The sequence below is a fragment of the Arthrobacter sp. Y3223065 genome, from assembly GCF_059090885.1.
Genome location: NZ_JBNHGC010000004.1, coordinates 92,888 through 117,199, shown reverse-complemented (window position 1 = coordinate 117,199; position 24,312 = coordinate 92,888). Strand labels below are relative to the sequence as shown.

Sequence of the window (24,312 nt, the reverse complement as noted above, 5' to 3'; positions counted from 1 at the left end):
TCAGTCAGCGTGACCGGACCAGCCGGCCGAATCCAGCGTGTCCGCGCGCTCCGGGGTGTGCAGCCGTGCCATGACCCGGGCAGTGGTGGCCGGCCTGCGCGAAGCGGTAGCCCGGGACACGGCCACGGTCACCAGGAACGCCGCCGGAACGGTCCACGCCGCCGGCTGTCCCAGCGGCTCGGCCCAGGCGCCCAGCTTCGGGCCCGCCACAGCAGCCGCCAGCAGCGAACCGCCGCAGAGCACGGCCCCCGACACCATCCCGGCAATGGCGCCGGCATCGGTGAGCCCGCGCCACCAAATGCCCAGCAGCAAGAGCGGGCAAATGGTCGAGGCGGTGAACGCGAAGACCGTGCCCACACTGCCGGCCAAGGCCAGCGATTCGGTTCCCAGGGCGATGCCCAGCGGCACGATGGCCGACAGCACCGCGGCCACCCGGAAGCCCCTGACGCTGCCGCGGAAGAGGTCCTGGCTGACCACGCCGGCCAGGGAAACCACCAACCCGGAGGTGGTGGAGAGGAACGCGGCGAAGGCGCCGGCCACCACGCACGCGCTCAGGAGGTCGCCGGCCAAACCCTCCACAATCCGCCCCGGCAGCAGCAGCACCGTGGCGTCGGACTGGCCGCCGTCGGCCAGCCGCGGCGTGTGCAGCCTCCCGAGGACGCCGTAGAGGGTGGGGAAGAGGTAGAACAACGCCAGCAGCCCCAGCACCAGCTGTGTGGTGCGGCGGGCGGCGGCACCGTCGGGATTGGTGTAGAAACGGACCAGCACGTGCGGCAGCCCCAGGGTTCCGAAAAGCAGGGCGATGATCAGCGAGATATTTCGGTACAGCGATGCATCGCCGACGACGTCCAGCGACGGGTCGAAGGCCGCGCCGCCGCCGGTGGCAGATTGGCCCGACCCGGCGAGGACCAGCAGGATGAACACCACCGGGATGGCCAGGGCCGTGAGCTTGAGCCAGTACTGGAAGGCCTGCACAAAGGTGATGGAGCGCATGCCGCCGGTGACCACGGACAGCACCACCACGACGACGACGGTGAGGGCGCCCGCCCAGCCCGGCAAGCCCGTGGCGATGCGAACGGTCAGGGCGGCCCCGTGCAGCTGCGGGACAATGTACAGCCAGCCGACCGCTATCACCAACAGGCTGGTGACGCGGCGGGCGGCGGCGGAATCGAGCCGGGCCGCGGCGAAGTCGGGAATCGTGTAGGCGCCGGAGCGGCGCAGCGGGGCCGCCACGAACAGCAGCAGCATCAGATAGCCGGCGGTATAGCCGACGGGAAACCAGAGCGCGTCGATGCCCGAGATCAGGATCAGCCCTGCCACGCCCAGGAAGCTTGCGGCGGAGAGGTATTCGCCGCCGATGGCCGAGGCATTCCACCACGGCTTGACCGTCCGCGAGGCCACGTAGAAATCACCGGTGGTGCGGGAAATCCGCAGCCCGTAAATTCCGATCAGTACGGTGGCGGTACAGACGGCGGCCACCGCCGCCAGCCCGGCGGCCGCGTTCACTGCTTCGTCCCCGGATCAATCCAGTCGGCCGTCAACTCGCGGAAGCGGCGCTCGTTGCGGGCCGCCGCGCGGTTGTACAGCGCGGCGCACGCCAGGATGATCGGGTAGATCCCGATGCCCAGCAGCAGCCAGGGGAGCGGGACGGTGAAAACGGTCAGCGTGCCCGTGACCGGTACCAGCGCGATCAGTACTGCCATGCCCAGCAGGATCAGCCCGAAGCCGGCCGCCACCACGAGGGCCAGGCGCAACTGGGAGCGGACCAGGGACCGGACGAAGAGTTCGCCGACCTCGGACTGCTCGGCGACTTCGCGTGAGAAGGTGTAGCCCCCCGATGGCCGGGGCGCAGCCGAACGCGGCGCGGTGACGCGGACCCGCTCCCGGAAGCCGGCCGACGGAACCTGCGCATCGCCGTCGGGAAGCGGTGCGCCGTCCTCGGAAAAGCGGGGAACCTCGCGGCGGCCCGGACCACTGCTCATCCGCGCGGCCTCACCCGCGTGGCCTCCAGCCTGTCGCGGACGCCGGGCAGATGGCGCCGGCTGACGGGCAGTTCGGCGCCGCCGACCAGGAGGCTGGCCTTGCCGGCGCTGGTCCGCATCTGCTGGACCTGGTCCATCGCCACAAGGTAGGAACGGTGGATCCGGAGGTAGCCGGCGTCCGCCCACTGGCGCTCCAAGTCATTGAGCGGCACCCGGATCAGGTAGCTCGCGTCGGCCGTGTGCAGCCGGGCGTAATCGCCCTGGGCCTGCACGTACTGAATCTCGTCGCGCCGGATCATCTTGGTAATGCCGCCCTGGTCAACGGTGACGACTTCCGGCTTGGCCGCACCGCCGTCTTCCATCAGTTCGCAAATCCGGCGCACCGATTCCGCCAACCGGTCTGCCCGTACCGGCTTGAGCAGGTAGTCCACGGCGGCCAGCTCGAAGGCCTGCAGTGCCTTGTCTTCATCGGCGGTGACGAAGACGACCGCGGGCGGGCGGCTGAAACGGGAAATGACCTTGGCGATGTCCAGCCCGGTCAAAGCCGGCATGTGGATGTCCAGGAAGAGCGCGTCCACGTCGTGGCGTTCCAAGGCACGCAGGGCTTCGGCGCCGCTGGTGGCTTTGTGGACCTCCCCAATCCGGGAATCCCGGGCGAGCAGGTACGCCAGGGCCTCGACGGCGGGGGCTTCGTCATCGGCGACAACCACATTGACCATGGCCCACAGTCTATTCGGTACCCGGGATGAAGCTCCGCGCCGGCCACTTTAGTCCACGCGGTTGCCGGGCTGGAACTTGGGCACCCGCAGCGTGACCAGCGTGCCGGCACCGGGCGCCGTGTCCACCACCAGGCCGTGTTCTTCGCCGTAGACCTGCCGCAGCCTCACGTCCACATTGCGCAATCCCACATGATCGCCTTCGGTGCGGCCGGCCAGGACGGTGCGCAGCCGCTCCGGATCCATGCCCACGCCGTCGTCTTCAATGGTCACCACGGCGTAGGCACCGGCGTCCTGGGCGGTGATGGTGATCTGCCCCGGGCCTTCCTTGGCTTCCAGCCCGTGGCGCACCGCGTTCTCCACCAACGGCTGCAGGGAGAGGAACGGGATGACAGTGCTGAGGACTTCAGGGCCGATCTGCAGGCTGACCTTGAGCCGGTCGCCGAACCGGGCACGCTCCAGCAGCAGGTAGCGGTCGATCGACTTCAGTTCCTCCGCCAGGGTGGTGAAGTCTCCGTGCCGCCGGAAGGAGTAGCGGGTGAAGTCGGCGAACTCGATCACCAGTTCCCGTGCCCGCACCGGGTCGGTGAGGATGTAGGAGGCGATGGCGTTCAAGGCGTTGTAAATGAAGTGCGGGCTGATCTGTGCCCGAAGCGCCCGCACTTCGGCTTCCATCAGCAACGTCCGCGAGGTGTCCAGCTCGGCCAGTTCGATCTGCGTGGCCACCCAGGCCGCGACCTCGTTGGTGGCCCGCACGAGCGAAGCCGCTACGTGTCCGGTGTAGGCGCCGACGGTGCCGACCACCCGGTCCTGGACCCGGATCGGGGCGAAGACCGCTTCCGTCAGGCCGCCGTCCCGGGCGGCGGCCACCTGCGGGACCAGCCCGTCCGGCAGCAATTGGTTGCCGCGGAAGACCTGGGTGCGGCCCGATCCGATGGTCTTGCCGGCCAGGCGCAGGGCAGACTCCGGCGGCTGGCCGGATCCGTCCCAGCCGAGCACATCGTCCAGCCCGGTCAACACCAACACCTCGGAGCCCAACAGGCCGCGCAGGTGCTTGCTCGCCTTGCCCGCGCCGGCCGGCGTCAGCCCGGAGCGCAGGTACTGGCCGGCGAGCCCCGCGGTGTGCAGCGTGGCGTAGGTTGCGCGGTCGGCCTCGGAGCCCAGGTCCCGGTAGGAACGGGTCAGTTTAAAGCCCACCAGCGCGATCACCGCCACCACCACCACGGCCAGGGCGGCGATGAGCGCGATGTCCACGGCCGGGCTGAGCATGCCCTCAAGCCTAGCCGCAGGGCCACCCGGCCGATTGCAGCTCGGCGCAGGGGAGCGCCGTTCACCGCAGCCGGTGGACCGTTGGGCGATGCGCGCCGCCGGGCTGCTGGCCACCGGGAGCGCCACCTAGCAGAGTGATCGCAGTCACACACCGAAGCGTGTGCCCGAAGAGGAGGAAAAGATGGGCAACAACCCACATCCGGACGCCGGCGCGGCCGCGGCCGTGGACTTCCGGGAGGTCCAAGGCAGTCCGGAATTCACCGAACTGCGCAAACGCCACCGCTCGTTCGTTTTCCCGATGGCCGCGGCGTTCCTGCTGTGGTACTTCGCCTACGTGCTCCTGGCCGACTATGCGCACGACTTCATGTCCACCAAGCTCTGGGGCAACATCAACGTCGGCCTGGTCCTGGGCCTGCTGCAATTCGTGAGCACCTTCGCCATCACCACCTGGTACGTCCGCTACGCGAACAAGAAGCTGGACCCGATCGCCACTGACATCCGCCACAGCCTCGAAAACGAGGGCGTCGGCCTACCGGAGGACACCAAATGAGCCACGCCGTGAACATTCCGCTGGCCGTCACGGCGGACGACATCAAGGATTCAACCTGGGTCAACATCCTGATCTTCGCGCTGTTCGTCGGCGTGACGCTGGTGGTGGTGCTGCGGGCCAGCCGGAACAACAAGACCGCGGCCGACTACTACGCGGCGGGCCGGTCCTTCAGCGGCGGCCAGAACGGCACCGCCATTGCCGGCGACTACCTCTCGGCGGCATCCTTCCTGGGCATCTGCGGCGCGATCGCGATCAACGGCTACGACGGCTTCCTGTACTCGATCGGCTTCCTGGTGGCCTGGCTGGTGGCCCTGCTGCTGGTGGCCGAGCTGCTGCGCAACACCGGCAAGTTCACCATGGCCGATGTACTGTCCTTCCGGCTGCGGCAGCGCCCGGTGCGGATCGCCGCGGCCATCACCACGCTGGCCGTGTGCTTCTTCTACCTGCTGGCGCAGATGGCCGGAGCCGGCGCCCTGGTCTCGCTGCTGATCGGCATTGACTCCAGGCTGGGACAGTCCCTGGTGATCACCGTCGTCGGCGCACTGATGATCCTCTACGTCCTCGTCGGCGGCATGAAGGGCACCACCTGGGTCCAGATCATCAAGGCCTGCCTGCTGATCGCCGGTGCGTTCATCATGACCGTGTGGGTGCTGGCACTGCACGGCTTTAACCTTTCCGAGCTGCTGGGCGCCGCGGTGGAAACCGCCGGCAACCCCGAGCTGCTCAACCCGGGCCTGCAGTACGGCGTCTCGGAGGCGTCCAAGCTGGACTTCATCTCGCTGGCGCTGGCCTTGGTGCTGGGCACCGCGGCCCTGCCGCACGTGCTGATGCGCTTTTACACCGTGCCCACGGCCAAGGAGGCCCGCCGGTCCGTCGTCTGGGCCATCTGGCTGATCGGCGCGTTCTACCTGTTCACCCTCGTGCTGGGCTACGGCGCCGCGGCGCTGATTGGTCCGGAAGCCATCAAGAGCGCTCCGGGCGGGGTCAACTCCGCCGCGCCGCTGCTGGCCTTCGCGCTGGGCGGCCCGGTGCTGCTCGGACTGATCTCCGCGGTGGCATTCGCCACCATCCTGGCCGTGGTGGCCGGCCTGACCATCACCGCTGCCGCCTCCTTCGCCCACGATATCTACGCCAACGTGGTGCGCAAGGGGCAGGTCGACTCCGCCGGCGAGGTCAAAGTAGCCCGGCGCACCGTGGTGGTCATCGGCGTCGTCTCCATCCTCGGTGGCATCGGCGCGCAGGGCCAGAACGTGGCCTTCCTGGTGGCGCTGGCCTTCGCGGTGGCCGCCTCGGCCAACCTGCCCACCATTGTCTACTCCCTGTTCTGGAAGCGCTTCACCACCCAGGGGGCCGTGTGGAGCATGTACGGCGGCCTCGGCGCGGCCATCGTCCTGATCGTGTTCTCGCCGGTGGTCTCCGGAAAGGAGACGTCGATGATCCCCAGCGCGGACTTCGCCATCTTCGGACTGAACAACCCGGGCATCGTCTCCATCCCGCTGGCGTTCTTCCTGGGCTGGCTGGGTACCGTGCTGGACAAGAACCGCGAGGACGCGTCCAAGCAGGCCGAAATGGAGGTCCGCTCGCTCACCGGCGTCGGCGCGGAGAAGGCGACGGACCACTGACGCGACGACGGCGGTGCGCGCCTGCCGCAACGCGCCGCCACAGATAACACTGCGGGCCCGGCGGATGGATGCCGGGCCCGCAGCCATGCTGCGCGCGGGGATCAGCGGGCGGCGTGAGCCAGGCGCACGGGTTCGGAAACGATCTTCCCGTCCCGGGTGCTGAGCCCGGGCAACAGTTCCGGCCGTCGTTTGGCCGCGGCATCGAACCCCTCGCCGGCAATGAGTTTGGCGTAGGGGAGCGTGGCGTTGGTCAGCGCGTAGGTCGAGGTGCGCGGCACCGCTCCGGGCATATTGGCCACACAGTAGAACACCGTGTCGTGGACCTTGAACGTGGGGTCGGCGTGGGTGGTCGGCCGGGAATCTTCGAAGCAGCCGCCCTGGTCAATGGAGATGTCCACCAGGACGGCCCCCGGCCGCATCCGGCTGACCATCTCATTCGTGACCAGTTTCGGCGCCCTGGCACCGGGAATCAGCACCGCCCCGATCACCAGGTCTGCCGCCAGGACCGCCTGGCGCAGTTCCAGCGCGTTGCTGGCCAACGTGGCCACCCGGCCCTGATATTGGTCGTCGAGCCGCTGCAGTCGGCGCACGTCGGTGTCCAGCACGGTGACGTTGGCCCGCATGCCCACCGCCATGGACACCGCGTTGGCCCCTGCCACTCCCGCGCCGATCACGACGACGTCGGCGTGCCGGGTGCCGGGGACGCCGCCCATCAGGACGCCGCGCCCGCCCAGCGGCTGCATCAGGGAGTACGCGCCAACCTGGGCGGCGAGCCGGCCGGCGACTTCGGACATCGGGGCCAGCAAGGGCAGCGACCTGTCCGGCAGTTGCACGGTTTCATAGGCGATCGCCGTGGTGCCGCGGGAGCACAGTTCCTGGGTGAGGGTGGCGTCGGCGGCCAGGTGCAGGTAAGTGAAGAGCGTCAGGTCGCTGCGCAGCCGGTGGTATTCCTCTGCCACCGGTTCTTTCACCTTCAGGACCAGCTCCGCTTGCTCCCAGACGGCGTCGGCCGAATCCATGATCCTCGCGCCGGCCGCCGAGTAATCGTCGTCGGTGATGGAGGAGCCGAGGCCGGCGCCGGCCTCCACCAGTACCTGATGGCCGGCGGCGCTCAATTCATGGACGCCGGGCGGCGTGATGGCCACCCGGGACTCGTTGTTCTTGACCTCGCGTGGCACTCCAATGCGCATGGACGCCGTCCCTTCTGGTCGGACGCGGCCGGGGTTCCGGTCCCCAAACCCGGCCAGCGGTACGGGGCCTGCCCGATGCACCCGAGCTTACAGCTAGCCGGCTGCCCGGACCCCGCGGGAGAGCAGCGGTTCGATCCGGAACGGGATCAGTTCGTGCATGGCCAGCGACGTGTCGGTCCGCTCCACGCCGTCGATCGCCAGGATCTTGCCGTTGACGCGGAACAGGTCCTCGGCGCCCTCGGCGACGACGCGGGCCAGGATGTCCGCCTGGCCGGTGATGCCAATGGCTTCGAGTACCTCCGGGATGCGGGCCAACTCGTCGGTGATTTGTTGCAGTTTCGGCTGGTGCACGTGGATGTGGATGAAGGCCGCCAGCGGATAGCCCACGGCGGCAGGATTGATCCGCCGGTCAAAGGAGAGGAACACGTGGTCCTTTTCCAGGCGGGCCATGCGCGCCTGCACCGTGTTGCGCGACAGGCCCAAAATCTGCGCCAGGGCCACCACGGTCCGCCGCGGATCCTGCGCCAGGGCTCCCAGCAACCGCAGGTCGGTGCCGTCCAAATTCCGCATAGTGCGCAGACTAGCACGTCCTACACCGCCCCGACAGGGCATTCTGCTCAACTTTTTTCCGGATCATTGCGCTACTTGCGGGATGTGAGTAGTGTCACAATCAACCGCGGGCAAAGGTGCAGGCGGGGCTGTCCGGCGCCGAGAGGTCCACAAGACCTTCCCGGCCCTGAAGACGCAAAGGGAGTGTCGCAAGTGTCCTTACCAGGCACGGACCCGGCCGGTCCGCTCAACCAGGAAAGCTACATCCAACTGCTCGCGCCGGACGGAACGCGGGCCCCCAACGGGGAGTTCGACCCCTGGCTGGAGGATATCGACGGCGCCCGTCTCGCCGGTCTCTACCAGGACATGGTGGTGGTCCGCCGCCTGGACCAGGAAGCCACCGCTTTGCAGCGGCAGGGAGAGCTCGCCTTGTGGCCGCCGCTGCTGGGGCAGGAGGCGGCCCAGATCGGTTCCGGCCGCGCCCTGCGCAAGGACGACTTCGTCTTTTCCAGCTACCGGGAAAACGGCGTCGCGTACTGCCGCGGCGTGGACCTGACCGACATGATCCGCGTCTGGCGCGGCAACAGGCCCTCCGGTTGGGACCCCTACGAAATCAACATGGCCACCCCGCAGGTCATCATCGGGGCACAAACGCTGCACGCCACCGGCTACGCCATGGCGGTGAAGTTCGACGGCGACGATGCCGTGGCGGTGACGTATTTCGGCGACGGCGCCACCAGCCAGGGCGACGTGAACGAGGCCATGGTGTTTGCCGCCAGCTTCCAGGCACCGGTGATCTTCTTCTGCCAGAACAACCAATGGGCGATCTCCGAACCGGTGACCCTGCAGGCGCAAGGCAAACTGTCCGAGCGCGCACCCGGATTCGGCATTCCCAGTTACCGGGTGGACGGCAACGATGTTCTGGCCTGCCTGGCCGTGACCCGCAGGGCGTTGGAGCATGCGCGCAGCGGCGGCGGCCCGTCCTTCATTGAAGCGGTCACCTACCGAATGGGACCGCATACGACCGCAGACGATCCCACCCGCTATCGCGATGCCAACGAGCTGGAGGACTGGAAGAGCCGGGATCCGATCGACCGGCTGGCCGCCCTCCTGGCCGCCGAGGGCCTGTTGGACGAGGGGCTGCAAAAGCGGGTCCGCGACGCGGCCGACCAGGCAGCAGCCGAGATGCGCGCCGGTTGCACGACGATGGCCGAACCTGCCGACTTGGAACTGTTCGAGAACGTCTACGCGGCGCCGCACCCCGTGCTGGCAGAACAGCGCGCGCACTACGAGCGCTATCTTGATTCGTTCGACGCTGCCGAGGGAGGCCGCTGATGACCACCATGACGTTTGGACGCGCCATCAACACCGGGCTGCGCAAGGCCCTGGAAAACGACCCCAGGGTGGTGATCATCGGCGAGGATATCGGAGCGTTGGGCGGGGTGTTCCGCATTACCGACGAACTGCAAAAAGACTTCGGCGCCCACCGGGTGATCGACGCCCCGCTGGCCGAGTCAGCGATCCTGGGCACCGCCGTCGGCATGGCCTACCGGGGCTACCGGCCGGTCTGCGAAATCCAGTTCGACGGCTTCATCTACCCGGCGTTCGACCAGATCGTCAGCCAGGTGGCCAAGCTGCACTACCGCACCCGCGGCCGGGTAAAGATGCCGCTGACCATTCGGGTTCCCTTCGGCGGCGGCATCGGCGCGGCCGAACACCACTCCGAATCGCCGGAGGCGTATTTCACCCATACCTCCGGCTTGCGGGTGGTGGCAGTGTCCAACCCGCAGGACGCCTGCACGATGATCCAGCAGGCCATCGCCGCCGACGATCCGGTGGTCTACTTCGAACCCAAACGGCGCTACCACACCAAGGGCGAGGTGGACGAGAATGCGCTGGAGTCCGCGCTGCCGATGGGCAGCGCCCGGGTGGAGGTGCCCGGGTCCGATGTGACCCTGGTGACCTACGGTGCGCTGGTCCAGACGGCGCGGGAAGCGGCCCAGGCCGCCGAGGACGACGGCGTGTCGGTGGAAGTCATTGACCTGCGCTCGCTGTCGCCGCTGGACTTTCCCACCGTGGAGGCATCGGTGCGCAAAACCGGCCGCCTGGTGATCACGCACGAGGCGGCCCGGACCGGCGGGCTCGGCGCGGAGATCGCGGCCAGCCTGACCGAACGCTGCTTCTATCATCTGGAACACGCTCCCGTGCGGATTACCGGGATGGACATCCCGTACCCTCCGGCCAAGTTGGAGCGGCATCACCTGCCGGACCTGGACCGCATCCTGGACGGTGTGGACCGGGTGCTCGGCAGGCCCAACTCGCTGACCGGACTGGAGGACTGAATCCGTGGGGATCAAGGTATTCAAATTGCCGGACCTGGGCGAGGGGCTCACCGAGTCGGAAATCGTCAGCTGGAACGTGGCCGAGGGTGATGCGGTCCAGCTCAACCAGATCCTGGGCGAGGTGGAAACTGCCAAGGCCGTGGTCGAGCTGCCCTCGCCGTTCTCCGGGGTGGTCCGCACCTTGCATGAAGTTCCCGGCACCACCGTCAGCGTGGGCGAGCCAATCGTCTCCATCGAGGTGGAAGACGCGGGAGAGGACGGCGTGAAGGCGGCCGCAAAACCGCCGGAGCCGCGCCGCGAGGCGAACCTGGTGGGGTACGGCGCGGCGGCCGAAGGGAACGGACGGCCGGCCCGGCGCCGGCGCAAGACCGGCGGGGCGGCGGCCGCCACGGCGGTGCCGGCCGCATCCCCGGCGACCCTGGCGCAACGCGCAGCGGACGCGGAGCGCGCCGGAACCGCGGAGGTTCACGCCGCCGGCTGGCCGGCCGGCGCGCCCGACGAGGGCCCGGCCGAACCGTCCGGGAAGATCCTGGAGCGGCCGCGCACCACCCCGCCGGTCCGGAAGCTGGCCAAGGACCTCGGCGTCGATCTGGCACAGGTGGCCGGGACCGGCGAACGGGGCCTGATCACCCGCGACGACGTCCGGGCCTTCCACGAGGCAGCGGCAGCGGCCCCGGCCGTGGCGGCCCGGGGTGCCGTGCCCGGAACGGCCGGCGGCTGGCTCGGTGGCGCCGCCGGGGCAGAGACTAGGATCCCGGTCAAGGGCGTCCGGAAGCACACCGCCGCCGCCATGGTGGCCAGTGCTTTCACCGCCCCGCATGCGTCGTCGTTCCTCACCGTCGACGCCACGGAGAGCATGGAACTGATCCGGCGGCTCAAGGCGGGCAAGGCGTTCGCCGGGCTGAAACTCACGCCCCTGACCATCACCGCCAAAGCGCTGTGCCTGGCGCTGGAGCGCCGCCCCGAGCTGAACTCCCGTTGGGACGGGGACGCCGGCGAGATCGTGCAGCAGAACTACGTGAATCTGGGCATCGCCGCGGCGACCCCGCGCGGACTGACGGTGCCGAACATCAAGGACGCGCACCGGATGGACCTGCGCCGGCTGGCCGAGGCCCTGGGGGAGCTGGCCGAGACGGCACGCGCCGGCCGGACCGCCCCGTCCGAACTGCGCGGGGGAACCATCTCCATCACCAACATCGGGGTGTTCGGCATCGACGCCGGAACGCCGATCCTGAACCCTGGGGAGTCGGCCATCCTGGCCCTCGGCGCGGTGCGGCGGCAGCCGTGGGAATACCGGGGGGACGTGGCGCTGCGCGATGTGGTGACGCTCAGCCTGTCCTTCGATCACCGCGTGGTGGACGGAGAGCAGGCGGGACGCTTCCTCGCCGACATCGGCACCATCTTGTCGGACCCGGCCATGGTGCTGGCCATGGTGTGATGCCGGCGGGGAGGCGCCTCAGGCCAGTTCGAGGATCTCCTCGGTGACCACGGCGCCGCGGGCGTTGGCGAAGCCCTGGGCCTCACCGACGGTCCGGAAGCCGAGCTTGTGCAGGACCTTGACCGAGCCAAGGTTGTCCTTGACCACCCGCGCGCGGATGGGACGCGCGGTGAATTCCCGCAAGAAGGCCTCGACGGCCGCGGTGGTGACGCCCTTGCCCCACTGCGACTTCGCGGTCCAGTAGCTCAGTTCCGGGTACCCCTCGTTCGGGTAGGCCAGTACGCTGCCCACCACCTCGCCGTCGACGGTGACGGTGCGCACGGTGATGGTCTCGTCGTCGAGCAGGCTCTGCCAGTGAAGATCGAACACGCCGCGGTCAGACGGATTCCGGGCGGCGAATGCCGCCATATGGTTGGCGTCGGGATCCTGCTGGTACTCGAAGAACTCGTCGAGGTCGGCAGGTTCTACAGGACGAAGCTCAATCACAGCAGACCTTTCGGCTAGTTGGTGTCTGATACACCCTACTCGGCTTTCAACGCGGCCCAAGCCATTTGTTCCAGCAGGTTGCGGCGCCAGGCTTCCCGCGGCTGCCTGCTCCGGTGGGTCGAATGCGGCGTGGAGTTGATCAGTCCGAAGACGGCGTGCGCGCGGACCCGCAACTGCGCAGCATCGGCCTCGGGCAGCAGCCGCGCCAGCACGGAAACCCACACCTCCACGTAGGTGCGCTGCAGCGTCCGGACCATCGCCGAGTCCTCGGCGGGCAGGCTGTCCAGGTCCCTGTCGTGGACGCGGATGACGTCGGGATGCTTCAGGGCGAAGTCCACGTGGAAGGCGACCAATCCGCGGAGCGCCTCCTCGGCGTCCTGCGTGCCGGCCGCCACGTCCTGGCCGCCGTCGAGCAGGTCCTGGCTGACGCCCGTGAGCAGCGCCGCCAGCACCGCATGCTTGCTCTCGAAGTGCCGGTAGACGGCCGGGCCGCTGACGCCGGCCGCCGAGCCGAGGTCTTCAATGGAAACGCCGTTGAAGCCGCGCTCAGCAAAGAGGCGGGCGGCGGCGTCCAGCAGTGCGGCCCTGCGGGTCGCCTTGGCCAGGCTGCGGCCGGTCTGGCGCGTCGCGGCGGCGGCATGCGGTGCTGACATGGATCGGTTCCCTCGCGCAGATGCTGAATAAGTGCTGGACAAGACAGTTAGCGGCCACTAGCCTGATTTCAGTTAGTACAGACTAACCAAAATGCGTCCTGCAGGCCAGTTGCTCCCAGGCAGTGGGCGGCGGGTGGGGACGCGCGACGGCTTCGGCCAGGAAGGTGTCGATGGAGACACTGGCTTCCCGGGTGGACACTACCAGTGACAGCTTCCGGACCAACGACGCGGCGCAGCGCCGGCTGGCCGACGAGCTGCACGGCCGCCTGGCCTCGGTGGCGGCGGGCGGGCCGGAGAGCTCGCGCCGGCGCCACCTGGAGCGGGGCAAGCTGTTGCCCCGGGACAGGGTCGACACCCTGCTGGACGAAGGCAGCCCGTTCCTGGAGATCGCGCCGCTGGCCGCCGAGGGAATGTACGACGGCGATTCGCCGGGGGCGGGGATGATCGCCGGCATCGGCCTGGTGCACGGCCGCCACGTGCTGGTGGTCTGCAACGATGCGACCGTCAAGGGCGGGACCTACTACCCGATGACGGTCAAGAAGCACCTGCGCGCCCAGGAGGTGGCGCTGGAGAACAACCTGCCGTGCATCTACCTGGTGGACTCCGGCGGCGCGTTCCTGCCCAAGCAGGACGACGTGTTCCCGGACCGCGAGCACTTCGGCCGCATCTTCTACAACCAGGCGCGGATGTCGGCGGCGAAAATCCCGCAGATCGCCGCGGTGCTCGGTTCCTGCACGGCCGGCGGCGCCTACGTTCCGGCCATGAGCGACGAGACCGTGATCGTGCGCGACCAGGGCACCATCTTCCTGGGCGGGCCGCCGTTGGTGAAGGCGGCCATCGGCGAAGTTGTCACCGCGGAGGAACTGGGCGGCGGCGAGCTGCATGCACGGACCTCGGGGGTGACCGACCACCTGGCCGAGAACGATGTGCACGCGCTAGAAATTGTCCGCGACATCGTCGCCACGCTCCCGTGCCGGACGCCGGCCTGGGAGACGGCGCCGGTCGAGGAGCCGGCGGCCGACCCGCAGGAAATCTACGGAGCCGTCCCGGTGGACGTCAACGCCGGCTACGACGTCCGCGAGGTCATCGCCCGGCTGGCGGACGGCAGCCGCTTCCACGAGTTCAAGCGGGAGTACGGCACCACGCTGGTCACCGGCTTCGCCCGGCTCCACGGGCATCAGGTGGGCATTGTGGCGAACAACGGCGTGCTCTTTTCCGAATCCGCCCTCAAGGGCGCGCACTTCATCGAACTTTGCGACCAGCGCGGCATCCCGCTGGTTTTCCTGCAGAACCTCTCCGGCTTCATGGTGGGCCGCGACTACGAGGCCGGCGGCATCGCCAAGCACGGGGCGAAGATGGTGACCGCCGTCGCCACCGCCCGGGTGCCGAAGCTGACCGTGGTGATCGGCGGGTCCTTCGGTGCCGGCAACTATTCGATGTGCGGACGCGCCTACTCGCCGCGCTTCCTCTGGATGTGGCCGGCCGCGCGCATCTCCGTGATGGGCGGCAACCAGGCTTCCTCGGTCCTGGCCACCGTCAAACGGGACCAGTTGGAAGCCCGCGGGGAGGAGTGGAGCCCCGAGGCCGAGGAAGCGTTCAAGGCCCCCATCCGGGAGCAGTACGAAGCCCAGGGCAACCCGTATTATTCCACCGCGCGGCTCTGGGACGACGGGATCATCGACCCGGCGCAGACCCGCACCGTGCTCGGCCTCGCCCTCGACGTCTGCGCCAACAGTCCCTTGCCCGATACCTCTTTCGGCCTGTTCAGGATGTGATCAGCGTGTTCGAAACCGTCCTGGTTGCCAACCGCGGCGAAATCGCCTGCCGGGTCATCCGCACGCTGCGCGCCATGGGCATCCGCGCCGCGGCCGTCTATTCGGATGCCGACGCCGGGGCCCGCCACGTGCGCGAGGCCGACGTCGCGGTGCGGATCGGTCCCGCGCCCGCGGCCGAGAGCTACCTGCGCATCGACTCCGTGATCGAAGCCTGCAAGGCCACGGGCGCCGAGGCCGTCCACCCCGGCTATGGCTTCCTCAGCGAGAACGTGGCGTTTGCCCAGGCGCTGGAGGCGGCCGGCATCGTGTTCATCGGGCCCAACGTGGGGGCGATCGGGATCATGGGGGACAAGATCCGCTCCAAGAACCACGTGGCATCGCATTCGGTCCCGGTGGTCCCCGGGATCGCGGAACCGGGGCTGGACGACGACGGGCTGGTCCGGGCCGCCGAAGAGGTCGGCTACCCGCTGCTGATCAAGCCGTCGGCCGGCGGCGGCGGCAAGGGGATGATGGCCGTGCAGCGGCCCGAGGAACTGCGCGCGGCGCTCGCCGCCGGACGCCGGGTGGCCGCCTCCGCCTTCGGCGACGACACGCTCTTCCTGGAGCGGCTGATCGCCCGGCCGCGGCACATCGAAGTGCAGGTGCTGTGCGACCGGCACGGCAACGCCATCCACCTGGGGGAGCGCGAGTGCTCGTTGCAGCGCCGGCACCAGAAAGTCATCGAGGAGGCGCCGTCGTCGCTCCTTGACGCGGCGACCCGCGCCAGGATCGGCGAGGCGGCCTGCAACGCGGCGCGCTCGGTGGACTACACCGGGGCCGGAACCGTGGAGTTCCTGGTCTCCGACGACGCGCCCGACGAGTTCTTCTTCATGGAGATGAACACCCGGCTGCAGGTGGAACATCCGGTCACCGAACTGGTGACCGGCCTGGACCTGGTGGAGTGGCAGGTGCGCATCGCGGCGGGTGAGGTACTCACGCTGGCGCAGTCCGACGTCGTGCTCACCGGGCATGCGGTGGAGGCCCGCGTCTACGCGGAAGATCCCTCGCAGCAGTTCCTGCCCTCGGCCGGCACGGTGCTGGAATTGGCCGAAGCCGCCGGGGAGGGCATCCGGGTGGACAGTTCGCTGCTGCCGGGCCTGGTCATCCCCTCCGACTACGACCCGTTGCTGTCCAAGGTGATCGCCTGGGGCGAGGACCGGCAGCAGGCCCTGGCGCGGCTGGACGGTGCGCTGGCCGACACCATGGTGCTGGGCGTCCACACCAACATCGAGCACCTGCGCAGCCTGCTGGCCGACGACGACGTGCGGGCCGGGCGGCTCGACACCACGTTGATCGACCGGAAGATCGAACACCAGCAGTTCCGCCGGCCCGGTGACGCCGAACTGTCCGTGGCCGCCGTGGACTGGCTGCTCCGGCAACGGGACGCGCGGATCCGGACGGGCGCGGCAGGCCGGCCGGGGTCCGCCTGGCGGAGCGAGGGCTGGCGGTTGAGCGGGCCGCGCCCGGGCACCGTCAGCTTCGACCTCGGCGGCGGAGAACACCGTGACATGACCGTGGCCTGGACGGGGGACGCGGCCGGCCCGCCCTCCGGTGCCCTGGTGACGGCCGGCGGCGGCAGCTACGCCGTCGTGCTGGACCGGGCCGGGCAGGCGGCGGAGGTCGACGGAGTCCGCCGGCCGCTGCGCCACGCGTTCGGCGAGGACGGCACGATTTGGCTCGGCGACGCCGGCTGGTCGGCCCGGGTGACCGTCCGCGGCCGGGAGCGCAGGCTCGCCGACGCCCTGGCAGGGGTTCGCCAGTCCGGGGGCGAGGCATCACCCGAAGTGCGCTCGCCGATGCCGGGGACGGTGACGTCAGTCGCGGTGGCCAACGGCGACCGGGTGGTGGCCGGCCAGCCGCTGCTGACGGTGGAAGCGATGAAGATGGAACACCAGTTGAGCGCCGGGATCGACGGCGAAGCCAGCATCAACCTTAAACCCGGCGACCTGGTCAAGGCCGGCCAGATCGTCGCCGTCGTGCGGGCAGCGGATCCTGTCCCCGAAGAACCTGAACAGAAAGGGGCATGACCATGCCTGACTTCTCACTGAGCGAGGACTACCAGGACCTGGTGGAGACCGTGCGGGAATTTGCCCGGGAGGTGGTCGCCCCGGTGTCCGCCAGGCACGACGAGGAGCACAGCTTCCCGTACAAAGTGGTGGAACAGATGGGCGAGATGGGCCTGTTCGGCCTCCCGTTCCCCGAGGAATACGGCGGCATGGGCGGCGACTACTTCGCGCTCGCCCTGGCGCTGGAACAACTCGGGGCGGTGGACCAATCGGTGGCGATCACCCTGGAGGCCGGGGTCTCGCTGGGGGCGATGCCCATTTACCGCTTCGGCAGCGAGGACCAGAAGCAGCAGTGGCTGCCCATGCTGGCCAGCGGCGAGGCGCTCGCCGGCTTCGGCCTGACCGAACCCGAAGCGGGCTCGGACGCCGGCGGCACGAAGACCCGGGCCGAGCTCGTGGACGGGCAATGGGTGGTCAACGGGCACAAGGAGTTCATCACCAACTCCGGCACCGAGATCTCCCGGCTGGTCACCGTCACCGCGGTCACCGGCACCTCCGAGCGCGAAGACGGCTCGGTGAAGAAGGAAATTTCCACCATCCTGGTTCCCACGGACACCCCGGGCTTCACCGCCGAGAAGGCGTACAACAAGGTGGGCTGGAACGCGTCCGACACGCATCCGCTCACCCTGGACAACGTCCGCGTCCCGGAGGAAAACCTGCTGGGCGCCCGCGGCAGGGGCTATGCCAACTTCCTGCAAATCCTGGACGAGGGCCGGATCGCCATCGCCGCGCTGGCCACGGGCGTCGCGCAGGGCTGCGTGGACGAGGCGGTGCGCTACGCGAAGGAGCGCCAGGCCTTCGGCACCAACATCGGCTCCTTCCAGGCCATCCAGTTCAAGATCGCCCGGATGCAGGCCCGCGCGCACACGGCGCGGCTGGCGTATTACGACGCCGCGGCCAGGATGATCGCCGGCCGGCACTTCAAAACGCAGTCGGCGATTGCCAAGATGGTGGCAGGCGAAGCCGCCATGGACAACGCCCGCGATGCCACGCAGATTTTCGGCGGCTTCGGCTTCATCAACGAATTCCGGGTGGCGCGCCACTACCGCGACTCGAAGATCCTGGAGGTCGGCGAAGGGACCACCGAAGTGCAGCTGATGCTCATCGCCCGCGAACTGGGGCTTTGACGTAGCGCACAGGCAAAGGAGGACGCAGTGATCAACAAGGTAATGGCTTCCGCCGCGGAGGCCGTGGCGGATATTCCGGACGGCGCCTCGCTGGCCGTGGGCGGCTTTGGCCTGTGCGGCATTCCGGTGGCGCTGATCCAGGCCCTGCACGACGCCGGCACCACCGACCTGGAGACCATCAGCAACAACTGCGGCGTGGACGACTGGGGGCTGGGCGTGCTGCTGGCCGACGGGCGGATCCGGCGCACCATCAGCTCCTATGTGGGCGAGAACAAGGAATTCGCCCGGCAGTTCCTGGCCGGCGAGCTGGAAGTGGAGCTGACCCCGCAGGGGACGCTGGCGGAGAAGCTGCGGGCCGGCGGCGCCGGGATTCCCGCGTTCTACACGGCCGCCGGTGTCGGCACCCAGGTCAGCGAGGGCGGGCTGCCGCGCAAATACGACGCCGACGGCGCGGTCGCCAAGGCATCGGAACCGAAGGAAGTCCGCAGCTTCGGCGGGGCCGACTACGTGCTGGAGGAGTCCCTGCGGCCCGACTTCGGCCTGGTGCACGCCTGGAAGGGCGACCGGCTGGGCAACCTGGTGTTCCACGTGACCGCCATGAACTTCAATCCGCTGTGTGCCATGGCCGGCAAGATCACAATCGCCGAAGTCGAAGAACTCGTGGAACCGGGCGAACTGGACCCCCAGCAGATCCACACCCCCGGCATCTTCGTCCAGCGGGTGGTGGTGGCACCGGAGGTGGAAAAGCGCATCGAAAAACGCACGGTGCGCCTGGCCGGCCAAGACACCGGCGCGACCGGGAAGTAAAGGAGCACGCCATGGCGCTGACGCGCAACGAACTGGCCGCACGGGTGGCCCGGGAATTGGAAAACGGGCAGTACGTGAACCTGGGGATCGGCATGCCCACCCTGATTCCCAACTACATTCCCGACGGCGTGGAGGTCATCCTGCATTCCGAAAACGGGATCCTCGGCGTCGGCCCGTATCCGACCGAGGACAACATCGACCCGGACTTGATCAACGCGGGCAAAGAGACCGTGACGCTCAACCGCGGAGCGGCGATCTTCGACTCCTCCGCTTCCTTCGGCATGGTCCGCGGCGGGCACGTCGACGTGGCCGTTCTCGGCGCCATGCAGGTGTCCCGGACCGGAGACCTGGCCAATTGGATGATCCCGGGCAAGATGGTCAAGGGCATGGGCGGTGCCATGGACCTGGTCTTCGGTGCCAAACGGCTGATCGTCATGATGGAGCACGTGGACCGCGGCGGGAACCCCAAGATCCTCACCGAATGCACGCTGCCGCTCACCGGCAGGGGCTGCGTGGACACCATCATCACCGACCTGGCGGTCATCGACGTCGCGGAGCAAGGACTGGTGCTGCGCGAGACGGCCCCGGGCGTCGACGTGCAGGACGTCGTGGCCGCCACCGGAGCCGAGCTCCGGATCGACCAGTACCAGGCGGGTGCCCGGTGAACACCGACGCCGGGGCAGCGGCGACGCCCTCCGAAGCCGCGGGGGCGCAGAAAGTGATCATCCAGCGCGGGCTCTACTTCGAGGAGATCGAAGCGGACGTCATCTACGCGCACCGGCCGGGCCGGACGGTCACCGAGGCGGACAACGTCTTCTTCACCACTGCCACCATGAACAACCAGGCCCTGCACCTGGACGCGGCGTGGGCAGCAGGGCAGCCGTTCGGCCAGCGGCTGATGAATTCCATGTTCACCCTCGCCACGGTGGTGGGCCAGTCCGTCGGCCAACTCACCCAGTCCACGATTGTGGCTCAACTGGGCATGACGGACGTGACCTTCCCGCACCCGCTCTATCACGGGGACACCCTGTATACGGAGACGGTGGTCACCGACAAGCGGCTCTCCAGGTCCCGGCCCGGAACCGGCGTGGTGACCATGCACCACACCGGCCGGAACCAGCACGGGGATGTGGTCGCCACCGTCACGCGCAGTTGCCTGATGTGGACCAAGGACGGCCACGCGGCCGCCATCGCAGGCTCGGAAACCGGCGACGCCGAACTGTGGGACGGCCGGCCCGGGGGCGTCCGATGACCGGCTTCGGCATGGGACCGGCCATCCTGTTTTGTCCGGCGGACCGGCCCGACCGGTACGGCAAGGCGGCCGAACGCGCCGACGCGGTGATCCTGGACCTGGAGGACGCGGTCGCCCCGGCGGACCGCGCGGCGGCGCGCGCCGCCATCATCGACACCCCGCTGGACCCCGAACGGACCATCGTCCGGGTCAACGCGGCCGGCACCGCCGACCACGGCCCGGACCTGGACGCCGTCCGCCGGTCCGGCTACCGCACCGTCATGCTGGCCAAGGCGGAGGACGCGGCGGCGGTCGGCGGGCTGGGGGAGTACTCGGTGGTGGCCCTGTGCGAGACGGCCCTCGGCGTGCTGCACGCCGCGGAACTGGCACGCTGCGCGAACGTCACCGCGCTGATGTGGGGAGCGGAGGACCTGGTCGCCTCACTGGGCGGCAGTTCCAGCCGGTTCGCGTCCGGAACCTACCGGGACGTCGCCCGGCAGGCGCGTTCGAAGGTCCTGCTTGCCGCCGGCGCCTACGGCAAGGCCGCCATCGACTCGGTCTACATCGACATACCGGACCTCGGCGGGCTCGCGGCCGAGGCCGAGGATGCGGTCGCCTCGGGTTTCGCAGCCAAGGCCATCATCCACCCCAGCCAGGCCGACGTGGTGCGGGCCGCCTACCGCCCGGGCGAGGAGGAAACCGACCATGCGGCCGCGCTGCTGGCCGCCGCCGCCAACGAATCCGGCGCCTTCCGGTTCCGGGGCCAAATGGTCGACGGACCGGTCCTCAAGCACGCGGAGCAGATCCTGCGGCGGGCCCGGCAGTCTAGTCCTAACGGGTGAGCGGGACGTAGAACTTCTCCGGCCGGCCGGCCGCCCCGTACCGCGGGGTGATCCGGGCCTCGCCGCGCGACACCAGGTACTCCAGATAGCGCCGTGCGCTGACCCGGGCCAATCCCAGCCGCCCGGCGACCTCGGACGCAGAGGAGGCCGCGCCGGCCGCGTTAAGGTCGGCGATAACGGCCTCCAGGGTGGGCAGGGACAAGCCCTTGGGCAGCGGAACCGCAGCCACCGGGCCGGGCAGCGTGGCGGCGGAAACGGCGCGGCCGGCGTCCCTTCCCGGCGCAGCAGCGCGCGCCCGCAGCGTCGGTTGGCCGGAGGCACGGCGGGCCGCCGGCCCTTCGGCGGTGCTGTCCGCATCCGCCCGGGCGGGCTCCCTGCCGGCATCTAGCTGCGGCGCGAGCAGCCGGTCGATGCCGTCCTGGTCTAGCACGGCGGAGTCGTCGCCGCTGATCTGCCGGCGGTGCTCCACATACGCGTCCAGCCGCTCCATCAGAACCCGCGCGTTGAACGGCTTGACCAGGTAGTGGAGCACCCCGCCGGCCATCGCGGCCCGCACCGTGTCCAGTTCGCGTGCCGCGGTAATCGCGATAACGTCAACGGGTTCCCCGGGAAGGTTCCGGACCGCGCGCAGTACTTCGATGCCGCTCATGTCCGGCAGGTGAATGTCCAGCAGCACCAGCTCGGGGCGAAGCTCCGCGACCATGGCCAGCCCCTCGGCTCCCGTGTACGCGGTGCCCACGGCATCGAAGGCACCGTGGGCCAGCAGGAAGCCGGTGTGCACCCCCGCGACCTCTTTGTCGTCGTCGATGACGACGGTGCGGATCAGGCTCATGGAACCGGAACTCCTTGCGGTCGGGCGTTCGGCGGGGTCGGCGAGAACTTTACCGTGAACTCGGCGCCGCCGGATGCCGAGGCCGCCACCCGGGCGCTGCCGCCGCGCCGCGCCGCCACGCGGCTGACCAGCGCGAGGCCGAAACCGCGGCTGCCCGGCAGCGCGGCCTCCTTGCCGGAGACGCCGGGCTCGAAGATGCGCTGGTATTCCTCCGGCGGGACGCCGGGACCGTCGTCGGCGACCGTGATGGTGCAACCGTCCGGGCCGCTGGTGATGGCGACCGTGATGGTTCCCTGCGCCCCCACGGCTTCGATGGCGTTGTCGATCAGGTTCCCGAGCACGGTGACCGGGTCCGTCGTGCCGTCCGGGGCGAGCTTGGACGCCGGGTCGATAAGCAACCTGATGCCCTTTTCGTCGCAGATCGTGGTCTTGGCCATCAGCAGGCTGGCCGCGTCCGGGTCGGTGATGCCCGGGGCCAGTTCGCCCGCCACCACCGAACCGCCGTGGCCGGCACGCGAAATGAAGTCCACTGCCTGTTGCGCGCGGCCCAGTTCCAGCAGGCCGGAGATCACATGCATCTTGTTGGAGAATTCGTGTGCCTGGGCCCGCAGCGCCTGGGTGACATCGCGGGCGCCGTCCAGATCCTGCAGCAGCTGGTGCAGTTCGGTGCGGTCGCGCAGGATGAGGATGCTGCCCACGCGGCGCGAGTCGACGGTGGCCGCGTTGGCCCGGGCCAGCAGCACGCGTTCGCCGGCGAGGACCGTTTCGTCGGCGCCGCCGGTGGCCGCCAGCATGGCCGCCAGCGCCGGGTCCAGGATCTTGCCGGCTGCCTGGCCCAAGGCGGCGTCGGAGACCTCCAGGAGGCGTTTGGCCTCATCGTTGAGCAACGCGATGCGCCCGCGGTCGTCCACGGCGACCACGCCTTCGCCGATGCCGTGAAGCATGGCGTCGCGGGTTTCGAGCAGGGCGGCGATCTCCTCCGGCTCGAGCTGGTAGATCCGCCGCCAGACCAGCCGCGAGATGTAGATGGCACCGGCCGAACCGACCAGTGCCGCCGCGATGAGCCAGGCCAGCAGAACGGGCAGGTCGTCGTTGAGGTCGTCGCGCAGCGTGGATTCCAACGTGCCGACAGACGCGGTGCCGATCACTGTGCTTCCCGACCGGTCATAGACGGGCACCTTCACCCGCCACGACTCGCCCAGCGTGCCGGTCTGCCTGCCAACGAACGTCTCGCCGGACAAGGGGATCGATGGGTCGGTGGAAACCATCTGTCCGATCAGCGCCTCGTTGGGGTGGGAGTAGCGGATCCCGCGGTCGTCCGTGACCACCACGTACGTCACGCCCGTGGACTGCGCTATGAGCTCGGCGATCGGCTGGATGGTCTTGCTGGGGTCTTCGTCGTCGAAGGCCTCCACGATGGACGGCAGTTGAGCCACCGAGCGTGCCACGCCGATCATCCGTCCCTCGTAGGCATCGCGGATCTGCTGCTCCTGCATCGAAATGGCGACCGAGCCGGCCACCAGGACGACGGCGAGCAGGATGGACAGCTGCAGCACAAACAGCTGGGTCCGCAGAGACAGGGATTGGAACACACCACCATTTTCGCATGCTGTGAGCTGCCCCACTTTCTGATGCTGTGGGCTGCGCCCCGGCGCGGGGCATGGCTGTGACCACAATGACCAATACGGCCACAATGACCGCATTCTTCCCGCGCGCCGAACGGGTCCCTACGCTGGGGCGCACGGCATGGTGATGCCCATCACGCCGGCTGGAGGAGGAAGAACCCACATGAAGCTCGACCGTACGATGAGACGCCGTTCGGCCCTGGTGGCCGCCGCGGCAGCATCCGCCCTGGTCCTGGCCGCCTGCGGCTCCACTGGTGGCGGCGGTGGCGGTGCCGAAGAAGCCGGCATCGACAAGCTCAACATCATTGTCCCGGCAGACCCGGGCGGCGGCTGGGACCAGACCGGCCGCGCCATCCAGAAGGATCTGCAGGAGAACGACCTGGTTTCCAGCGCCTCGGTGGTCAACATCGGCGGCGCCGGCGGCACCAACGGGCTGGCGAAGCTTGCCACCGAACAGAACCCGGACACCCTGATGGTGATGGGGTACGTCATGGTCGGGGCCGTGGAAACCAACAAGTCGAAGAATCGGATCGAAGACACCACGCCGATCGCCCGGCTCACCGAAGAGCCGCTCGTCGTCGTTGTTCCCGCCGACTCGCCGTACCAGACGATCGACGACCTGATCGCCGACGTCAAGGCCAAGGGCAAGGGCGTCTCCATCACCGGCGGTTCCGCCGGCGGCGCGGACCACATCCTGGCCGGCCTGATGCTGAAGGAAGCCGGAATCGGCGCCGACAGCCTGAACTACATCCCGTACTCCGGTGGCGGGGAATCGCTGGCGGCGCTGCTGGGCAACAAGGTCTCGGCCGGCATTTCCGGGGTGGGCGAGTACGCGGAGCAGGTCAAGGCCGGCAAGCTGCGTGCCTTGGCGGTCTCCGGTCCGGAGGCCGCGCCGCAGCTGCCCGAGGTCAAGCCGCTGAAGGAACAGGGCGTGGACGTGGTGCTCACCAACTGGCGCGGCGTCGTGGCTCCCGGGTCCATCGACGATGCCCAGGCGGAGAAGCTCACGGCGCTGATGACCGAACTGCACGGCACCGATGCGTGGAAGGAGACCCTGTCCACCAACAACTGGGGGGACGCCTTCCTGGCCGGCGACGAATTCGCCAGCTTCCTGACGGAGGACATCAAGACCGTCACCGCAACCCTGACGGATATCGGTCTCGTGAAGTAA

Annotated in this window: 23 protein-coding genes; 13 read left to right on the top strand and 10 right to left on the bottom strand. The window is 69.0% G+C overall.

Translation table 11 applies throughout. The annotated features are described in order from the left end of the window. The 4 genes from AC5RUK_RS12330 to AC5RUK_RS12315 are packed head-to-tail and all read right to left on the bottom strand — an operon-like array spanning window position 1 to window position 3,967. The gene (locus AC5RUK_RS12330; RefSeq protein ID WP_493988123.1) at window positions 1-1,506 is read right to left on the bottom strand and encodes a sodium/solute symporter; all 1,506 of its coding nucleotides are present in this window, start codon (window positions 1,504-1,506) and stop codon (window positions 1-3) included. Next, a complete protein-coding gene (locus tag AC5RUK_RS12325) occupies window positions 1,503-1,982 on the bottom strand; it encodes a DUF485 domain-containing protein (RefSeq protein WP_494107956.1) in 480 nt (159 codons plus the stop codon). Before AC5RUK_RS12325 ends, AC5RUK_RS12330 begins: the two co-directional genes overlap by 4 nt. Then, window positions 1,979-2,701: a LytR/AlgR family response regulator transcription factor gene (locus AC5RUK_RS12320; protein ID WP_494107955.1), complete on the bottom strand. Its 723-nt coding sequence runs from the start codon at window positions 2,699-2,701 to the stop codon at window positions 1,979-1,981. The genes AC5RUK_RS12325 and AC5RUK_RS12320 overlap by 4 nt, the downstream gene beginning before the upstream one ends. 48 nt (window positions 2,702-2,749) lie before the next feature. Further along, entirely contained in the window at window positions 2,750-3,967 is a 1,218-nt protein-coding gene (locus tag AC5RUK_RS12315; protein WP_494152337.1) for a sensor histidine kinase, read from the bottom strand. A 181-nt stretch (window positions 3,968-4,148) separates the two neighbouring features. Here AC5RUK_RS12315 and AC5RUK_RS12310 point away from each other — a divergent pair, with 181 nt between their 5' ends. Together AC5RUK_RS12310 and AC5RUK_RS12305 are read left to right on the top strand one after the other, a co-directional pair. Next, window positions 4,149-4,517, top strand: coding sequence for a DUF485 domain-containing protein (locus AC5RUK_RS12310; RefSeq protein WP_493988127.1), 369 nt, complete (start codon window positions 4,149-4,151; stop codon window positions 4,515-4,517). Beyond that, window positions 4,514-6,139: a monocarboxylic acid transporter gene (locus AC5RUK_RS12305; RefSeq protein ID WP_494107952.1), complete on the top strand. Its 1,626-nt coding sequence runs from the start codon at window positions 4,514-4,516 to the stop codon at window positions 6,137-6,139. The genes AC5RUK_RS12310 and AC5RUK_RS12305 overlap by 4 nt, the downstream gene beginning before the upstream one ends. A 101-nt stretch (window positions 6,140-6,240) precedes the next feature. Here AC5RUK_RS12305 and ald read toward each other — a convergent pair whose 3' ends face one another. Further along, complete coding sequence (ald, locus tag AC5RUK_RS12300; RefSeq protein ID WP_494107951.1) at window positions 6,241-7,329, bottom strand: alanine dehydrogenase; 1,089 nt, start codon at window positions 7,327-7,329, stop codon at window positions 6,241-6,243. 93 nt (window positions 7,330-7,422) lie between these two features. Further along, window positions 7,423-7,899, bottom strand: a complete 477-nt coding sequence (locus tag AC5RUK_RS12295; protein WP_493988130.1) for an Lrp/AsnC family transcriptional regulator — start codon at window positions 7,897-7,899, stop codon at window positions 7,423-7,425. A 192-nt stretch (window positions 7,900-8,091) separates the two neighbouring features. On the opposite strand from AC5RUK_RS12295, the gene pdhA reads away from it, so the two are divergent. Genes pdhA through AC5RUK_RS12280 form a run of 3 tightly spaced genes read left to right on the top strand, consistent with a single transcriptional unit; the run spans window position 8,092 to window position 11,658 of the window. After that, window positions 8,092-9,213: a pyruvate dehydrogenase (acetyl-transferring) E1 component subunit alpha gene (pdhA, locus tag AC5RUK_RS12290; protein ID WP_494107950.1), complete on the top strand. Its 1,122-nt coding sequence runs from the start codon at window positions 8,092-8,094 to the stop codon at window positions 9,211-9,213. Beyond that, on the top strand, window positions 9,213-10,220 hold the full coding sequence (locus tag AC5RUK_RS12285; protein WP_493988132.1) for an alpha-ketoacid dehydrogenase subunit beta: 1,008 nt from the start codon (window positions 9,213-9,215) through the stop codon (window positions 10,218-10,220). The genes pdhA and AC5RUK_RS12285 overlap by 1 nt, the downstream gene beginning before the upstream one ends. A 4-nt stretch (window positions 10,221-10,224) precedes the next feature. After that, entirely contained in the window at window positions 10,225-11,658 is a 1,434-nt protein-coding gene (locus AC5RUK_RS12280) for a dihydrolipoamide acetyltransferase family protein (protein ID WP_494152336.1), read from the top strand. An 18-nt stretch (window positions 11,659-11,676) separates the two neighbouring features. Here the strand turns inward: AC5RUK_RS12280 and AC5RUK_RS12275 are convergent, their stop codons facing one another. Both AC5RUK_RS12275 and AC5RUK_RS12270 read right to left on the bottom strand, forming a co-directional pair. Then, window positions 11,677-12,144, bottom strand: a complete 468-nt coding sequence (locus AC5RUK_RS12275; protein ID WP_494107947.1) for a GNAT family N-acetyltransferase — start codon at window positions 12,142-12,144, stop codon at window positions 11,677-11,679. Window positions 12,145-12,179: 35 nt separating this feature from the next. After that, window positions 12,180-12,797, bottom strand: a complete 618-nt coding sequence (locus AC5RUK_RS12270; protein WP_493988135.1) for an SACE_7040 family transcriptional regulator — start codon at window positions 12,795-12,797, stop codon at window positions 12,180-12,182. 170 nt (window positions 12,798-12,967) lie between these two features. On the opposite strand from AC5RUK_RS12270, the gene AC5RUK_RS12265 reads away from it, so the two are divergent. The 7 genes from AC5RUK_RS12265 to AC5RUK_RS12235 are packed head-to-tail and all read left to right on the top strand — an operon-like array spanning window position 12,968 to window position 20,684. After that, a complete protein-coding gene (locus AC5RUK_RS12265) occupies window positions 12,968-14,572 on the top strand; it encodes a carboxyl transferase domain-containing protein (RefSeq protein ID WP_493988136.1) in 1,605 nt (534 codons plus the stop codon). Then, window positions 14,569-16,638: an acetyl/propionyl/methylcrotonyl-CoA carboxylase subunit alpha gene (locus tag AC5RUK_RS12260; RefSeq protein ID WP_494152335.1), complete on the top strand. Its 2,070-nt coding sequence runs from the start codon at window positions 14,569-14,571 to the stop codon at window positions 16,636-16,638. The genes AC5RUK_RS12265 and AC5RUK_RS12260 overlap by 4 nt, the downstream gene beginning before the upstream one ends. 2 nt (window positions 16,639-16,640) lie before the next feature. Then, window positions 16,641-17,804 (top strand): acyl-CoA dehydrogenase family protein, encoded by a 1,164-nt coding sequence (locus AC5RUK_RS12255; protein WP_494152334.1) that lies wholly within the window; start codon window positions 16,641-16,643, stop codon window positions 17,802-17,804. 27 nt (window positions 17,805-17,831) lie between these two features. Further along, window positions 17,832-18,611, top strand: a complete 780-nt coding sequence (locus tag AC5RUK_RS12250; protein WP_494107943.1) for a CoA transferase subunit A — start codon at window positions 17,832-17,834, stop codon at window positions 18,609-18,611. Window positions 18,612-18,622: 11 nt separating this feature from the next. Then, window positions 18,623-19,276 (top strand): CoA transferase subunit B, encoded by a 654-nt coding sequence (locus AC5RUK_RS12245; protein ID WP_493988140.1) that lies wholly within the window; start codon window positions 18,623-18,625, stop codon window positions 19,274-19,276. Further along, window positions 19,273-19,863: a MaoC family dehydratase gene (locus AC5RUK_RS12240; RefSeq protein ID WP_493988141.1), complete on the top strand. Its 591-nt coding sequence runs from the start codon at window positions 19,273-19,275 to the stop codon at window positions 19,861-19,863. The genes AC5RUK_RS12245 and AC5RUK_RS12240 overlap by 4 nt, the downstream gene beginning before the upstream one ends. Next, window positions 19,860-20,684: an HpcH/HpaI aldolase/citrate lyase family protein gene (locus AC5RUK_RS12235; protein ID WP_494152333.1), complete on the top strand. Its 825-nt coding sequence runs from the start codon at window positions 19,860-19,862 to the stop codon at window positions 20,682-20,684. The genes AC5RUK_RS12240 and AC5RUK_RS12235 overlap by 4 nt, the downstream gene beginning before the upstream one ends. Here AC5RUK_RS12235 and AC5RUK_RS12230 read toward each other — a convergent pair. Both AC5RUK_RS12230 and AC5RUK_RS12225 read right to left on the bottom strand, forming a co-directional pair. Further along, on the bottom strand, window positions 20,674-21,516 hold the full coding sequence (locus AC5RUK_RS12230; protein WP_494152332.1) for a response regulator: 843 nt from the start codon (window positions 21,514-21,516) through the stop codon (window positions 20,674-20,676). The genes AC5RUK_RS12235 and AC5RUK_RS12230 overlap by 11 nt on opposite strands. Next, window positions 21,513-23,108 carry an ATP-binding protein gene (locus AC5RUK_RS12225; RefSeq protein ID WP_494152331.1) on the bottom strand — a complete coding sequence of 532 codons (1,596 nt, stop codon included), beginning with the start codon at window positions 23,106-23,108 and terminating at the stop codon, window positions 21,513-21,515. Before AC5RUK_RS12225 ends, AC5RUK_RS12230 begins: the two co-directional genes overlap by 4 nt. Window positions 23,109-23,304: 196 nt before the next feature. On the opposite strand from AC5RUK_RS12225, the gene AC5RUK_RS12220 reads away from it, so the two are divergent. Beyond that, window positions 23,305-24,312: a Bug family tripartite tricarboxylate transporter substrate binding protein gene (locus tag AC5RUK_RS12220; RefSeq protein WP_494107939.1), complete on the top strand. Its 1,008-nt coding sequence runs from the start codon at window positions 23,305-23,307 to the stop codon at window positions 24,310-24,312.

What these genes read in the sequence shown, in the direction of transcription:
- AC5RUK_RS12310 (WP_493988127.1), top strand. Translation starts at nt 4,149, where the DNA reads ATGGGCAACAACCCACATCCGGACGCCGGCGCGGCCGCGGCCGTGGAC.
- AC5RUK_RS12315 (WP_494152337.1), bottom strand. Translation starts at nt 3,967, where the DNA reads ATGCTCAGCCCGGCCGTGGACATCGCGCTCATCGCCGCCCTGGCCGTG.
- AC5RUK_RS12270 (WP_493988135.1), bottom strand. Translation starts at nt 12,797, where the DNA reads ATGTCAGCACCGCATGCCGCCGCCGCGACGCGCCAGACCGGCCGCAGC.
- AC5RUK_RS12295 (WP_493988130.1), bottom strand. Translation starts at nt 7,899, where the DNA reads ATGCGGAATTTGGACGGCACCGACCTGCGGTTGCTGGGAGCCCTGGCG.
- AC5RUK_RS12245 (WP_493988140.1), top strand. Translation starts at nt 18,623, where the DNA reads ATGGCGCTGACGCGCAACGAACTGGCCGCACGGGTGGCCCGGGAATTG.
- AC5RUK_RS12235 (WP_494152333.1), top strand. Translation starts at nt 19,860, where the DNA reads ATGACCGGCTTCGGCATGGGACCGGCCATCCTGTTTTGTCCGGCGGAC.
- AC5RUK_RS12255 (WP_494152334.1), top strand. Translation starts at nt 16,641, where the DNA reads ATGCCTGACTTCTCACTGAGCGAGGACTACCAGGACCTGGTGGAGACC.
- AC5RUK_RS12265 (WP_493988136.1), top strand. Translation starts at nt 12,968, where the DNA reads ATGGAGACACTGGCTTCCCGGGTGGACACTACCAGTGACAGCTTCCGG.
- AC5RUK_RS12325 (WP_494107956.1), bottom strand. Translation starts at nt 1,982, where the DNA reads ATGAGCAGTGGTCCGGGCCGCCGCGAGGTTCCCCGCTTTTCCGAGGAC.
- AC5RUK_RS12230 (WP_494152332.1), bottom strand. Translation starts at nt 21,516, where the DNA reads ATGAGCCTGATCCGCACCGTCGTCATCGACGACGACAAAGAGGTCGCG.
- AC5RUK_RS12320 (WP_494107955.1), bottom strand. Translation starts at nt 2,701, where the DNA reads ATGGTCAATGTGGTTGTCGCCGATGACGAAGCCCCCGCCGTCGAGGCC.
- AC5RUK_RS12305 (WP_494107952.1), top strand. Translation starts at nt 4,514, where the DNA reads ATGAGCCACGCCGTGAACATTCCGCTGGCCGTCACGGCGGACGACATC.
- AC5RUK_RS12220 (WP_494107939.1), top strand. Translation starts at nt 23,305, where the DNA reads ATGAAGCTCGACCGTACGATGAGACGCCGTTCGGCCCTGGTGGCCGCC.
- AC5RUK_RS12285 (WP_493988132.1), top strand. Translation starts at nt 9,213, where the DNA reads ATGACCACCATGACGTTTGGACGCGCCATCAACACCGGGCTGCGCAAG.
- ald (WP_494107951.1), bottom strand. Translation starts at nt 7,329, where the DNA reads ATGCGCATTGGAGTGCCACGCGAGGTCAAGAACAACGAGTCCCGGGTG.